The 15,209-nt window shown below is 52.1% G+C and carries 9 protein-coding genes; 3 read left to right on the top strand and 6 right to left on the bottom strand.

The window, feature by feature from the left end:
- The first annotated feature begins 43 nt into the window (after positions 1-43).
- From DWX84_RS14960 to DWX84_RS14950, 3 genes are all read left to right on the top strand, one after another.
- A complete protein-coding gene (locus DWX84_RS14960) occupies positions 44-2,158 on the top strand; it encodes a KamA family radical SAM protein (protein ID WP_121961201.1) in 2,115 nt (704 codons plus the stop codon).
- 71 nt (positions 2,159-2,229) lie between these two features.
- Entirely contained in the window at positions 2,230-2,772 is a 543-nt protein-coding gene (locus DWX84_RS14955) for a ferredoxin domain-containing protein (protein ID WP_057326475.1), read from the top strand.
- A gap of 6 nt (positions 2,773-2,778) precedes the next feature.
- Positions 2,779-3,747, top strand: a complete 969-nt coding sequence (locus DWX84_RS14950) for a hypothetical protein (protein WP_057326474.1) — start codon at positions 2,779-2,781, stop codon at positions 3,745-3,747.
- A gap of 151 nt (positions 3,748-3,898) precedes the next feature.
- Here the strand turns inward: DWX84_RS14950 and DWX84_RS14945 are convergent, their stop codons facing one another.
- The 6 genes from DWX84_RS14945 to mfd all read right to left on the bottom strand — a co-directional run bounded on the left by DWX84_RS14945 (position 3,899) and on the right by mfd (position 14,704).
- The gene (locus DWX84_RS14945) at positions 3,899-5,194 is read right to left on the bottom strand and encodes a Na+/H+ antiporter NhaC family protein (RefSeq protein ID WP_005863068.1); all 1,296 of its coding nucleotides are present in this window, start codon (positions 5,192-5,194) and stop codon (positions 3,899-3,901) included.
- A 54-nt stretch (positions 5,195-5,248) separates the two neighbouring features.
- The gene (locus DWX84_RS14940; protein ID WP_122297682.1) at positions 5,249-7,837 is read right to left on the bottom strand and encodes a DUF5686 and carboxypeptidase-like regulatory domain-containing protein; all 2,589 of its coding nucleotides are present in this window, start codon (positions 7,835-7,837) and stop codon (positions 5,249-5,251) included.
- A gap of 179 nt (positions 7,838-8,016) precedes the next feature.
- Positions 8,017-8,844 (bottom strand): DUF6261 family protein, encoded by an 828-nt coding sequence (locus DWX84_RS14935; protein ID WP_122377547.1) that lies wholly within the window; start codon positions 8,842-8,844, stop codon positions 8,017-8,019.
- A 388-nt stretch (positions 8,845-9,232) separates the two neighbouring features.
- On the bottom strand, positions 9,233-9,388 hold the full coding sequence (locus tag DWX84_RS21490) for a hypothetical protein (RefSeq protein ID WP_162613644.1): 156 nt from the start codon (positions 9,386-9,388) through the stop codon (positions 9,233-9,235).
- A gap of 24 nt (positions 9,389-9,412) precedes the next feature.
- Positions 9,413-11,314 (bottom strand): long-chain fatty acid--CoA ligase, encoded by a 1,902-nt coding sequence (locus tag DWX84_RS14925; protein ID WP_121961204.1) that lies wholly within the window; start codon positions 11,312-11,314, stop codon positions 9,413-9,415.
- A gap of 27 nt (positions 11,315-11,341) precedes the next feature.
- Positions 11,342-14,704, bottom strand: coding sequence for a transcription-repair coupling factor (gene mfd, locus DWX84_RS14920; protein ID WP_122377546.1), 3,363 nt, complete (start codon positions 14,702-14,704; stop codon positions 11,342-11,344).
- Between the last annotated feature and the right edge of the window lie 505 nt (positions 14,705-15,209).

Raw genomic sequence — 15,209 nt, 5'->3', positions numbered from 1 at the left:
GGCGCTTTACAAATGTATTCTAATCTACAAAAATGACATGCTTATGATAAAAAAAGAACATCTTGTATCCGACATTTCTAAACTAAAAAAAGTATATAATCAGAGCTTCCCTTGGTTGGTGACCTTAGCGGAAGAAAGTGAGAACGCAAAGTATTTTAAGGATGCTTTGCGTTCTCTTATTTTATCCCGGCTCACGGAAAAGGAAAGTACCCAAGAAAACGTAGGAATGGCGGTGGCGAGACGTATCCTTCTTTTGATTGAGCATGATGATACTTTCGTGGACGAGCTGTCTACGGGCGAGCGTCTTCCGGTGCGGACGGTCACTTATCTTTGGCAGTTCCTGACCGGCCATTTGGAAAATGAGGTCTCTCCTGATTTATTCATTGACCTATACCATCAGTTTGATTTATTGGAATATCCGGTTGAGATCCTACCGGACCGGGCATTGGTGAAAAGGCAGATGAGCCGCTGGCCGACCGGGCTTGACCCGGAGGTAATCGCTATCCGTGAGAGGAACAAGGAGCGTATCATCGCTTGCTTGATCAAGAAGATAGAAAGACGCCATAGCCCTTCGTCACGTTTTCAGTTCGCCGAGGGCATCTCCTATGAGGAGAAAGAGGCCCGGGTACGTGAATGGTGGAATACCGCTCGTTTCCATTTGTCGATGGCGATCAAGAGTCCTACGGAATTGAACTCCTTTTTGGGATATTCCCTGTCGGACGAGACGATGAGCTTATTGGCTCGTGCCAAAAAGAAGGGGATGCCCTTTTTTGTGACTCCTTATTATCTTTCCCTATTAAATATAGAACATGAGGGGTATGACGACGCTACGGTGCGATCGTACATCATGTACTCGAACGAGCTGGTAGATACGTATGGAAGCATTAAGGCGTGGGAAAAGGAAGACATGGTCGTTGCCGATGAGCCGAACGCGGCGGGTTGGCTATTGCCGGAGGGACATAATATACACCGGAGGTATCCGGAGGTGGCGATCTTGATCCCCGATTCGATGGGGCGTGCCTGCGGTGGATTGTGCGCTTCTTGCCAGCGCATGTATGATTTCCAGAGCGAGCGGTTGAATTTCGATTTCGAGGCTCTGAAGCCTAAGGAGAGTTGGGACCGGAAGTTACGTCGTCTGATGCGTTATTTTGAGGAAGACGCCCAACTGAGGGATATCTTGATAACGGGCGGGGATGCCTTGATGAGCCAGAACGCTACCTTGCGTAAGATATTGGAGGCGGTATATAAGATGGCGGTGCGGAAACGGAAGGCGAACGAGAGCCGTCCGGAGGGCGAGAAGTACGCCGAGTTGCAACGGGTACGGCTAGGTTCCCGGTTGCTGGCTTATCTTCCGCTGCGTGTGACCGATGAGTTGGTCGGTATATTGAGGGAGTTCAAGGAGAAGGCTTCCGCTATCGGCGTGAGCCAGTTCTATATACAAACGCATTTCCAGTCTCCACTAGAGGTGACACCGGAGGCGAGGCAGGCTATCGAGGCGATCTTGGCGGCGGGCTGGACGATCACGAATCAGTTGGTATATACGGTTTCGGCTTCCCGTAAGGGACATACGGCGAAATTACGGCAGACCTTAAACGCCCTTGGGGTGGTTTGCTATTATACGTTCTCCGTGAAAGGATTCCTGGAGAATTATGCGGTTTACACCCCGAATAGCCGCTCGTTGCAAGAGGCTCGTGAGGAGAAGATCTTCGGGCAGGTGCCGGAGGAGAAACAGGCGGAGTTGTATGATATGATCCGTAACCAACGTCCTTTAGGCAAGCGTTTGGTTCGTTTCCTGAAGGAAAACGGGTTGTTGTTCGCAGGTACGGATCGTAATGTATTGAACTTGCCCGCTATTGGTAAGAGCATGACTTTCCATACCATAGGCCTGACTTCCGAGGGAAAGCGGATTCTTAAGTTCGATCACGACGGGAGCCGTCGGCATAGCCCGATTATCGATCAAATGGGTGAGGTTTATATCGTGGAGAATAAATCCGTGGCCGCTTACCTTAGGCAATTGAAGGAGATGGGCGAGGATGTCAATGAGTACCGTACGATCTGGAATTATTGCGAGGGAGAGACGGAGCCTCGCTTCAGTATTTATGAATACCCGGCTTATCCCTTTAAGGCCACGGACCGAATGACTAATCTTGAATTATGAATTCTATCCTCATATGTTTGCCTTGGTTTCGTATATTTTGCTTAATTTTGTTTCACTGAATTTAGAAGGATATGATACAGAACGAAAGAGAAATCAGGCATGAGCTTGTGTTACAGGCCGCACGCCGTATGATGACAGCCGCTCGCACGGCTCCTAAAGGCAAGGGTATTGATATCATAGAGATAGCGATGGTGACGGATGGGGATATCTTGCGCTTGTCCGATGAGATGATCCAGATAGCGGCCGAGACCGGATTCAAGTTCCTGCTCCGTGACGCCGAGAATATAAAGAGTGCCGATGCCGTGGTGATTATCGGTACCTCCCAGAAAGTACAAGGCTTGAACTGCGCCCATTGTGGTTTCGATACCTGCGTGGAGAAGCCGGACTTGGTTCCGTGCGCTATTAATTCCGTCGATCTGGGTATCGCTATCGGCTCGGCTTGCGCTACGGCGGCGGACCTGCGTGTGGATACTCGTGTCATGTTCAGCGCCGGCTTGGCGGCCCAACGACTGGGGCTGTTGGGAGACTGTAAATGCGTGATGGCGATACCGGTCAGCGCCTCGTCGAAGAACCCGTTTTTTGATCGTAAACCGAAAGAAGAACCGAAAAACTAGAAACAAATGAGTGACTCTATTCTAAAATTCGCGAATAAGCTGGAGATACGTTATTCCTTTAATAATAAATCCAATTATATGGATGCCATGACCAAGCACCGGTGTGAGAAGGAGATTCTTACGCTGATACGTTCCTTGGCGGATATGCTGGACGTGAAGCTGACGGTTTACAACGAGCCTTACGATAAGGAGGGTGGTTTCCGTGAGAAGCTGGGCGTGGCTGGGGAGAGTAGCCGCTCTATCTCTATCGTGTTGAACTTGGTGATGCAGATATTGACCCGTCCTTCCTTGTCGGTAGGTGGACAACCGCTGATGGATCGTACGCCGGCGGACGAGGAGGAGATGCAGCATGAGCTGTCCAAGTTACGCCGTGAACTACGGCTGAAGACTCCGGGGGCTACGCCTTCACACCGCTTGATCGACCTGTTGAACGCCTCGCCCCGTTTCTGTAAGTGTAAGTCTAATTTCTACGAGGCTTTGAAAGGGTATCCGAAGGTGACGAAAATCTCGGTACGTGAGTTGAACGAGAAGGATCGCAACCGTTCCGGTTCGCTGGAGGTGAAACGGGACCAGTTCGATTATTTTATCTTGCGTAGCGACGATCTGCCTACGGTCAAGGATAATAAGGCCACGATAGAGATCATCTCGCCGGTACTGAAAGACAGTAAGTATCGGTGGAAAGGTATCTACAACAAGGGAGGCGAGACGATCGATTTCTATATGCAAGATGAGGATTTCAAGAAACAGATGTTCGAGGACAAGATCTCGTTCACGAGCGGTATGTGCATCGATTGCGTCTTGGAGATCGCCCGCCGTCTGTCGGAGCTAGGAGAGGTGGTCAACGTGAGCTATACCGTGACTACGGTGATACGTACCCGTTTCGATAAGATGGAGATCGTCACCCCTCAAGGCAAGCGGCATCTTCGTAAACTGGAAGCCGCGAAGAAACAGCTTACGCTGGATTTGTTCGGCTAATCCGACAGCGGTATTCCCATCGCTCCCAAACACTACCGTGTTCCCACCTGAACACAGTAGTATTCATCAGCGAACACAATAGTATTCAATCCCGGACACAATAGTCTTTTTGCTTTGAATACTATTGTGTTTTTTCGTAAGGACGGGCAGTCTATACGAGTGTATATTTCCTCGGATAATTGAATAAGATCGCCAATAAGGCGCCTGCTCCCAATAGATACGGGTAGTAAAGATATTGCATGATCTCGATAGGGGAGACATGCCCGAGTCCGGCGGCCATCAACATCTGGGCGCCGTAGGGGATGATTCCCTGTACGAAGCAAGAGAAGATATCCAATAGGCTGGCGCTGCGGCGGGGATCTATCTTGAACCGGTCCGCTATATCTTTGGCGATCGGGCCGGCCATGATGAGGGCGATCGTATTGTTGGCCGTGCAGAGGTTGGCGAAACTTACCAAGGCCGCTATGCTCATCTCGGCCCCCTTGGAGGAATGGATGCGGGAGGTAAGCTTGCGGATGATCCAGTCGATACCCCCGTTATAACGGATCATCTCCAACATGCCTCCTGCCAGAAGCGTCACGATAATCAGCTCGCCCATATTCGTGATACCTAGTCCCATGGAGGCGTTCCAGCCCCAGATATCGAAGCTACCGGTCCACAGACCTACTATACCGGACAGGACGATCCCGATGAATAACACCAACATGACATTGATCCCGCAAACGGCGGTTACCAATACCACCAGATAAGGGATCACCTTGACCCATTCGATCGGGGCCGGGGCGTAAGCGTTCTCCACGCCGCTTCCCACCAGCACGTATATCAATCCGGTCAGGATCGCTATCGGGAGGGCGATACGGATATTCACCTTGAACTTATCGGACATCTGGCAACCCTGCGTGCGGGTAGCTACGATGGTCGTATCGGATATGAACGACAGGTTATCGCCGAACATGGCGCCGCTTACCACGACACCCAGCATAAGGGCGTCCGGCATCCCCGTCTTGTCCGCTATACCGACGGCTACCGGGGCCAAGGCCACGATCGTGCCCACCGACGTACCTACCGAGATGGATATGAAGCAAGCGGCTAGGAAGATTCCGGCCGCCAACAGGTTACCGGGCAGGATGGACATCGCCAGATTCACGGTAGCGTCTACGGCACCCATCGCCTTGGCAGTCTGGGCGAAGGCCCCGGCGAGGATGAAGATCAATACCATCAGCATGATATTGCTGTTGGCCGCCCCCCGGCAGAACTGCTCGATACGGTTGCTTAATTTGCCTCCCTTGGAGATCGCTATCGCTACGATCGAGGAGATGACGAAGGCTACCGTTATCGGCATCTTATAGAAATCCCCCGCCACGATAGACACCACCAAATAAGTCAATAAGAATACCACCAGCGGCGTCAACGCCCATGCGTTCGGTCTGCGTTCCAACTCCCCCATTTTCTTATCTCTCCTACATTTAACTGTCAACTGTCAATTCTCAACTGTCAACTCTTAGAAGGAGAACCGCAGCGCTATACGCACGCCCCCCTTCTTGATATTCGGTTGGTCCAGATACGTCAACCGGCGGTAATAATCGATCCGTAATATCTTGAAGATGTTCTCCAGACCTACGCTGGCCTCTAGGTAAGGCGTACGGCCCATCGGCGAGGTTCCCTCGGGGAAGCGGTATAGTCCCGTCGGGTCCAAGGCAGGGTTGTTCTTATCAGTCAGTCCTCCGTAGAAACCGCTGAACGATATCACCTCACGCAAACGTAGCCACTTCACGCCGGGAATACGGTTTAAGATCCATCCCTTCATATAATACGTGAAGTAGAACGAAACATACTGGTCGCTTACGAACTCCAGCGCACGCATCATGTTGAAGGCTTGCGGCTGGATCGTGATGGACTGGTTGGTATTCGGCATGATGAGCAAGGGGAAAGGAACCTTGTCCCATACCTTGCCCGCCGTCACCAAGGCGTCGATATGTCCGAAGGAAGAGAGCCAGATCCGTTTCTCGGCGCTGATCTCCGTATGGTTGTAGTTGAAGTCGCCCCCCAACACGTTCTTCAATCCCATCTGATGGGATAGCTTGAATACGGGAGCGTCTTTCGAGAGGTTGAAAAGCGAGTTCTTACCCTCTCGTCCGTTATAGGCACGCTCGCCCGGGGCGAAACGAAGCTGGGTCCCTAGCTCCGTGTTGGTGAAACTCTTTAGGTTCGTCAATGTCCCGTCGGCGTTGTAACGGTCGTAGCGGAGCGTTCCGGCCGCCTCGTTGTTCTCGTTCCGCGCCCAAGTGGTAAGGGTCAGGCCATTCAGCCATTCCTTCTGGTACTGGAGCATGGTCTTGCGGATGTATTGCATCATGGTGACGGGCTCGCCCACCTTCCATGCCACGAACATATTATCCTTGCTGGTGAAGAGGAAGTCCTGACCAGGCGTATATACGTCGTACTCTTGGATCGCAGAGATATTGTTCACCGGGCTTTCTCCCTCGTGATATTTCTTCTTGTTCACGCTATACGTCAGCTTGGCGTTATACTTTAGCTTACGGTCGTTTACGCCATAGGCCAGATAACCGCTACCGAACCAGTGCGGGTTGAGGTTTGCCGTCGTCATACCTCCCACACGCATGCGGAAGCCCTCCAGATGGTTGGCGCTGAACGTGGTATTCATCGGTCCGAAATCGAACTTGCTCTTATCCTTGTCCGCCGTGGTCGGGATATAACCGGTGATCAATATCTCGGCGGTCTTGATGATCACGTTGAAAGCCGGTACCTTGCGAAGTTGCGCCAGCAAGTCGTCCAAGGCGCTCTCTTTCTCTTTCAAGGGGACATGGCGGTTGTGTATCCAGAAGGTGTCGGTCTGGGCGGTGGCTTCGGGCAACTCATGGATCGGGCCGAGAAGGCCGAAGATCGAGTCGGCGTTCTGCACGTCGAACTGATACTTATCGAAATTCCTTAGCTGGTGGGCGTAGAGCTGTTGCGCCCCTTTTACGATATAGAAATTAACGTAAGTATTCTCATTGGCGAGCACCCAAGTGCTATCCGGCATCCGCTTGAACTCTTGCTCGATCCGGAGCTTGTCCACCCAGTTGAGGTTGATGTTCGCCGGGGTGTTCAAGAGGAATTTCTTGACGGCGTAATTACCGTCCAGCGTGATGTACAAGCGGCCCGTGAAACCATAGCTCTGGCTGTTTACGGGCACGAAGGCGAGATCCACACATTTATCTCCGGCAACGTCCACCGTATCCATGATATAATATTTGTAATAGGAGACGGCCAGCGTGGAAGACAGCGGGCTCACGAAACGGTTCAACAAGATATTGATATTGTTGTCGAAGATATTGACGCCCTTGAATATCTCCTCAAGGTTGGCGGTGATGGCGCCTCCATCGTCCAAGGTCTTGTCGATACCCTGCTGGCGCTTGGCCTTGGTGATCGTCTTCTCCGCCTTGGGATGTTTGCGGTAGTATTGGTCGGAGATCGTCTCACGGACGGAGATCGTCAGGATCGGTTTCCCGTTGAACTCCGAGGTATCCAGATAGTTCTTGATGAACTTGAATTTCTTCAGGAACTTATTCTTCTCGAGATTGGGGTTGAAGTCGTCCAGCGACATGCTGAGCTTCTCGTACACCTCGCTTTGGTACTCGTCCTTCGCCTCGATGCGGTTGTCGTTCTTATGCTCTATGACTTTCTTGATCAGTTCCACGGCGGGGTTGTCCTTGCGGGAATATTTCTCACGTTTAGGCTTGACGACTACCTCGGCAATCTCGAACGAGGTAGGCCGGAGGAGCACGTTGAGGGCGTTGTTCTTTTGCCCCGCCTTTAGGTTTACGACCTTATTGTCATATCCAAGCGAGGATACGACCAGCCGGGTAAGCCCTTTGTCATTCTGGAGGCTGAAAGCCCCGTCATCGTCGGTCATCGCCCCGATCGTCGAGTTCTCGAACATGACGGATACGTAGGATAGGGGTTCCCCGCTTACGGAGTCTCTCACGATTCCGGACGCGGAAGTTATGCTCTGGGCGTATAGGACGGAAATGCCGGTCACGAATTGTAACAGGACTAGCAAAGTGATATAGCGAATAGATCTTATCATGTAAATGTCTCGTTATTCCTTCACGGATAATACTGTTGGCAAAGGTATGTTTTTTTCGTGGGAGGGAGGGGGGAGAGGCTATTAATAATCATTAATCACCGGGTTTCCCACCGCTCGATGGGAAACCCGGCGGTAGAAAATGCGAGCTTCATTATTTAACGAAAAAGATCTTCATTATTTTATATCTCTGATGGCGAGTCGCTGTCGGTAGCGGGCTTGTCGCCTTCTTGTTTCTTGGCGGCTGCGGCCCTCGCCTGCGCTATGCGTTGGTTGTAGAGGGCGTTCGTCTCGTCGACCAGCGCATTGAGGCGGTTGATGAAGGCGGCGGTCTCTTGAGTGGGCTTCACCACGCTTTGCGCGAAGGCGTAGGTGGACATCTCGTCGTATTCCTCGTCCATGCGTAGGCGGATTTTCTTGGCGCTCTCTACGGGGTCGTCCGCCTTGGCGTTGGCGCGTTGCTCGGTGAGCGTGGCGTATTGCTTGTTCTTCTCTTTCAGCGCTGCTACTACTTCGGTGAGGTTGATCGCCGTCAGCGCCTCGGGCATCCCGGCCTTGTCGAGGTCTACTAGCAAGCCCTCGATGGCGGCCGTCTCCTGCAAGTTGGCGAGGCGTGCGGCGCCGATGTAGGGCTTCACGGGAAGGTATAGCTTCTCGGCCGCCGTGCGTTGCGCCGCCAGCGGGCTTTTCGTCATTTGGGTAATAGTGGAAGTAATGAAGATCAAGAGATCATCCCTCTCCTTGTCGAGGGCGGACATCTGTGCAGTCTCCTCGCTGGCCGAGGATTGGTTCACGGCGTCGGTCAACAGGGCGAAATCGGTGGCGAAGGCCGTACGAAGTTCTTGGGGGATGCCCAGCGGGTCGTTCGGGTCGAAGCTGATCTCGTCGGGAGATTCCGAGTCGCCTCCGCCACCCGCGAGCAGGTTCCCGTAGCGGGCCATGAAGGTTCGGTACTCGGCGTTGTTCAATCTCTGTAAATAAATAATATTCACCTTGGTTATTTTTTCCATATCTGAAAATTTTAGGAGGATCGCTAGATCCGTTTTACAGTGCTAAAGGTATGATAATTTTGGGATCCAGCCACCAAAACCTATCGCATTTTTCATATATTCGGGCTTACATCGGGCATGAAATGGAATTTCAATTTTGAAATGGGGCCTACATTGGGTGCGAAACGGAATTTCAATTTTGAAACTGGGCTTGCATTGGACGCGAGGTGGAATTTCAAATTTGAAATGGGGCTTACATTGGGTGTGAAACGGAATTTCAAGTTTGAGACTGGGCTTACATCGGGTGCGAGGTGGAATTTCAAATTTGAAATGGGACTTATATCGGGCGCGAGGTCAAATCTGTAAAAAATGCGAGGCCCAACCTTGGTGGCCGGGCCTCGCCGATAAATCATTTCTTCTTGATCACGATGATACGTGTGCCGCCCTCGGGCTGTACCAGATCCCCGATCTGCTTGCCATTGTCATCTAACGTAGGAACCAAGAACGGATAATATTCCGGGTTGTAATACTGCTTCGTGCTTAGGGAGCCTTCTCGGGGGTGCATGGAGTAGGCGAGCACGCCGCGTCTCTACAACGCCTCCTTGTTCCACTTGTTCAGCGGGTTCTTCCCCTCGGGGGTATAGAGCTGGGCGATACGGGCGGCGTAGGCTTTCTCTACCTTGCCCCGGACGATCTTCATGGTGCTGTTTACCATGCCGTTTTGCTCGGTGAAAGGCTCGGGGAGGATGGCGAAGGTGGTCGGCAACCAACGATCCGGGAACATACTAGACAGGTCGCCTCCCTTGCGGAAACGGTCGATCTGGCGCTGGATGATACGGATGGCCTCTTCCCGGCCTTGATCGCTCGTGAGGTCCAGATTCTGGTGGGCCAGATGTTTCCGCAACCGTTCTTTGTTAGGGACCAACAGGGCGGTCGTGTACGGACTCTGGTTATTGTACAGGATCAGCTGGTCGATGCAAGAGGAATGCTCTACCAAGGCTTCCTCTATACCCTCCGGACTGTATTTCTCCCCGTCGCTTCCGATCAGCAGGCTCTTGAAACGCCCCAACACATAAAGAAGCCCGTCATGCATATATCCCATATCCCCGGTGTACAGCCAACCCTCCTTTACGGTATCGGCCGTCGATGCCGGGTTCTTCCAGTAGCCGGCCATCACGTTCTCTCCCCGGATGACGATCTCGCCTTTCTCCCCCGGAGGAAGTACGTTGCCGTCCATGTCGCAGATCTTTAGGTCGAGGGGCCGCACCAATACGCCGCTACTGCCGAAGGTATGGCGGCGGGGGCCGTTGGTCGAGATGATCGGTGTCGCCTCGCTCAGCCCGTATCCTTGGTACATCGGGATTCCCAAGGCGTAATAGAACTTCTGCAAGTCCTTATCCAGCAAGGCGCCCCCTCCGATAAAGAACTTCAGTTCGCCCCCGAAGTTCTCACGGACTTTCGCGAACAATAGCTTGTCGAACAAACGGACCAGTGGCTTCAAGAGGACGCGGAAACCTTTTCCTTCCTCCTCGTCGCTATCCCCGTTATAGATATAACCGATCCGTAAGGCTAGGTTGAAAAGGCGGACGGCGTTCTTGCCTCGCGCTCGGATACCTTGCTCGATATTCTTCTTGAAGTTCTTCGCCAAGGCGGGGACGCTCAGTATCAGGTACGGCTTGAACTCCTTTATATTGATAGGGATATTCTTCAAGGTCTCCATACCGGTACGCCCTACCTGCACGGTAGCTACCGAGGCTCCCTTCGACATGAAGATGTAGAATCCTACCACGTGGGCGAAGCAATGGTCCAGCGGGAGTATCACCAACGTACGCCACGTATCGTCTATATCCACGCAAGTGAGCGCTTGCTCCACGTTCGCCGTATAGTTACGGTGGGTGAGGATCACGCCTTTCGGATCGGCGGTCGTGCCGGAGGTATAGGTGATGGTGGCGTAATCATCGTTGCCCAGCGATTGCCCGATCGCCAAGAACTCCTCTATCGGATGAATACCCAGATAGACCTTCCCCATCCGGCGTATCTCGGACAGCGGCATCTCACGGTCTTGGTATTCCGCTTGCTCGTCGAGTACGATGATCTTCCGTACGGCGGGGAGCTTATCCTTGATCGCCCGGATTTTCTTGAGTTGCTGGCCCGATACCATGATATATTTCACGTCGGCGTGGACGAGACGGAACAGGAGGTCGTTCGCCTCCTCCAGCTTGATGGATAGGGGCACGTTCGTCGCCCCGGCGTAGAACATGGCCAGTTCTCCGATGATCCACGCGTTGCGCCCTTCGCTCAGTAAAGCCATATTATCCCCCTTTCGCACACCCAGCGATATGAGGCCCGCGCCTTCCTCATAGACGAGGTCGCGAACCTCGGCGTAAGTGGTTGGCTCGAATCGCTTGCCCGTCTTCTCCCATAAAAAAGGATTACTCGGGAATCGCTTGGCTGAACTCTCAAAAAGGTCTATAATCGTTTTCTTTTCCATATCTTTTCGTGTTTGTAAGAGGATGTGTCAAAAGTTGGTTGAGTTTATTTTTTCCATCTCTTGCAGGTAGCCGCATGCCGCTTCCACCGTAGGGACGTTCTTGATCACGATGCTTCGCTTGCCATTCTGCTCCCGGAGGTTGCATTCACGGGGATGCTTTTGGATGAAGCCCAGCAGCTTGCCGAACGCCTCGCTTTGGTAATACGGGCTGTCCGGGTTATTCACCAAGAAGAGGCTCATCTGCCCTTTCTTCAGGACCACTTTCTCCATGCCCAGTTTCTTGGCCATGCGGCGGAGGCGCACGATCCGGATCAACTCCTTGCCCTCCTTCGGTATCTTGCCAAAGCGGTCTTTCAGGCGCTCCGTAAAGGCGAGGATGTCACGTTCCTCCTCCATATTATCCAACTCCCGGTATAGGGAAATACGTTCCGAGTCGTTGGGGATGTAGGTGGGAGGGAACATCAATTCCAGATCGCTCTCGATATAGGTCTCCCGGACGTACTCGCTGCCCGTATCCCGGTGCCCTTCGGTGTTATCGGCGTAAAGATCGGCGAATTCCTCGCTTTTCAACTCGTCTACCGCCTCCTCCAAGATCTTCTGGTACGTCTCGTAACCCAGATCCGCTATGAAACCGCTTTGCTCAGCCCCCAACATATTGCCGGCCCCCCGGATATCGAGGTCTTGCATGGCGATATGGATACCGCTACCCAGCTCGGAGAAGTTCTCGATCGCTTGCAACCTGCGCCGTGCCTCCTGCGTCAGCGAGGTGAGGGGCGGGGAAAGGAGGTAGCAGAAGGCTTTCCGATTGCTTCGTCCCACCCGTCCGCGTAGCTGATGGAGGTCGCTAAGCCCGAATTGCTGGGCGTTGTTGATGATGATCGTATTGGCGTTAGGCACGTCGATGCCGCTCTCCACGATACTGGTGGCTATCAATACGTCATACTCATAATTCACGAAATCGAGGATGATCTTTTCCAGCTTCTCCGGCTCCATCTGCCCGTGCCCCACGGCTACCCGTGCGTCGGGGACTTCCCGCCGTACCAAGGCTTCCATCTCGTAAATGTTCTGGATACGGTTGTTGATGAAGAATACCTGCCCGTTCCGGCTCATCTCGAAATTGATCGCTTCCCGGATGATATCGGGGTTGAAACGCTCCACCTCCGTCTGCACGGGATAACGGTTGGGCGGTGGCGTGGTGATGCTGGAAAGATCCCGGGCCCCCATCAAGGAGAACTGTAGGGTACGGGGGATTGGGGTGGCCGTCATTGTCAAGGTGTCCACGTTCACCTTCAGCTGCCGAAGCTTCTCCTTGACGGATACCCCGAACTTCTGCTCCTCGTCGATGATAAGCAAGCCCAGATCCTTGAAACGTACATCCTTGCCGACGATCCGGTGGGTGCCGATCAAGATATTCACCTCGCCCTCTTTCAGCTCTTTCAAGGTAGCCTTGATTTGTGCGGCCGTACGGGCCCGGCTGATATAATCGATCTTGCAAGGGAAATCCTTCAAGCGCTCACAAAACGTCTGGTAATGCTGGAAAGCCAGTACGGTGGTGGGTACCAACACGGCCACCTGCTTATTGTCCGATACCGCCTTGAATGCCGCACGGATAGCCACCTCGGTCTTTCCGAAACCAACGTCTCCACAAATCAACCGGTCCATCGGACGGGTACTTTCCATATCCGCCTTGACCTCGGCGGTAGCCTTCATCTGGTCCGGCGTGTCCTCATAGATGAAGCTGGCTTCCAGCTCATGCTGCATGAAGCTGTCCGGCGTGTAGGCGAAACCCGTCTCTTGCTTGCGTTTGGAATAGAGGAGGATCAAGTCCCGGGCGATATCCTTCACCTTCGCCTTGGTACGTTCCTTCATCTTTTCCCATGCGCCTGTGCCGAGCTTGCTCAACTTAGGCGGCTCGCCGCTCTCTTTCCCCTTGTATTTCGATAATTTATGCAGGGAATGGATGCTGACGAATATAATATCGTTATTCTGATAAATCAATTTGATGGCCTCTTGCATCTTACCGTTCACCTCGGTGCGTACCAATCCCCCGAACTGTCCTACGCCATGGTCGATATGTACGATATAATCCCCCTGCGAGAACTGGTTCAGCTCCTTGAGCGAAAGGGTGATCTTTCCGCTTCGTGCCTTATCGCTCTTCAAGTTGAACTTGTGGAAGCGGTCGAACAATTGATGGTCGGTGAAAAAGCAGATGCGTAGCGTATCGTCGGCGAATCCCTCGTGTATCGTGCGGTTTACGGCGGTGAAAGGGATATTGTCGCCCCTATCCTCGAAAATCATCCGGATACGGTTGGCTTGTTTCTCTTGATCGCTCAATATATATAATGTATAGCCCTCGTCGAGGTATTTATGGAACGACTCGCTCACCCGGTCGAAATTCTTATGATAGATCGGCTGCGTTTGCGTAGAGAAATGGATGGTAGCGTCCGCCGTTCCCATCGGCCGTGCCCCGAAATGGATGCGACGGAAATCCAAGACCTCCCGTAGGAAGTCCTCGCCCCGGACTAATTTCTTCCGCATCTGGTCGATATCAGCGAAGGATTCCTCGTCGGCTACCACCGGATCGTCGTTCCATACGCTTCCGATGCGCTCCTTGCACCATGCGAGATCTCTCGCCGCTATGCAGGTGTTCCGGGGAAGGGAGCCTAGCAAGGAAGTACTATCCTTGGCGTTCTTGCTCATCTCCGGTACGATATAGATGCTGTCCAGTTTCTCCTTGCTGAGCTGCGTCTCCACGTCGAACGTACGGATGGTCTCCACCTCGTCGCCGAAAAAGTCGATACGGTAGGGAAACTCGTTGGAGAAAGAGAAAACGTCGAGGATACTGCCACGGAGGGCGTACTGCCCCGGCTCATATACATAGTCGACCTGCTCGAAGCCATACTCGTCCAGCACGTCGGAGACAAACATATTATCCAGCTTCTCGCCCACGCTGATCTTTAAGGTATTCTCCTTCAATACCTCCCGGGCCACGACTCGTTCCGCCAAGGCGTCCGGATACGTGACGATCACGAAAGAGGCGTCCGGGTCTTGCAACCGGCTGAGTACCTCGGTGCGCAGGATCTCGTTCGCCGGATCGACATGCCCGTACTTGATGGCCCTCCGGTAAGCGGATGGGAAGAAGTATACCTCATTGCTGGCGGTAAGTTGCATCAAGTCGTGATAGAAATAGCCGGCTTCCTCTTGGTCGTTCAACACGCACACATAACTCCCCCTTCCTTTCGTAAAAAGAGAGGCGATCGTCATTGCCGGACCCGAGCCATTCAGTCCCTTTAGGAATATATTGCGGGACGTATCGTTTTTCAGTAAGGTGTCCAGCGCCGTCACTTGCGGGTGAGCGGCATATAGTTTCAATAATTCTTGTACTTCCAAAGCGAAATCTTGTTTCCGCGAAGGTAACCTTTTTGCTTAAGTTTTTATAGGTGTTCGTCCGGTTTCTTTCTTTATCAAGTAACTTTTACGGCTCTCTAAAACCACAGCGATAATTCGAGTAGGGGATTTTGGGGGAAATGCTTTTGGGCCCCCTGAAAAAGGGAGACTTATCGTATATTTTTCTGTATGTTCTAGTTCCTTGCCGTATGATTCTGTAAAAAGTCGTACGTGTTTCCCGAAAAACATGTACGACTTTTCAAAAAAACACGTACGTGTTTTTCGAAAATGATAATCGTCTTTTTAAAATGTTAGTATCCAATTATTTATGTATTCATGTCATTTGCATACTTATTGTATGGAATAGTTTAATAAATTTCCTCTATCTTGATATAAAAATTATCTGTTTGACAGCTACTTATACTTGCCGTATCTTTGTGGTACAAGAAAAGCAAAAAGTATAACAAATTAAAAAGTAGCAATTATGAGAACATTAGATTATATCCAC

The organism is Parabacteroides sp. AF21-43 (assembly GCF_003635435.1).
Classification (GTDB): Bacteria; Bacteroidota; Bacteroidia; order Bacteroidales; family Tannerellaceae; genus Parabacteroides; species Parabacteroides distasonis.
This window is presented reverse-complemented; position numbering and strand designations above follow the sequence as displayed.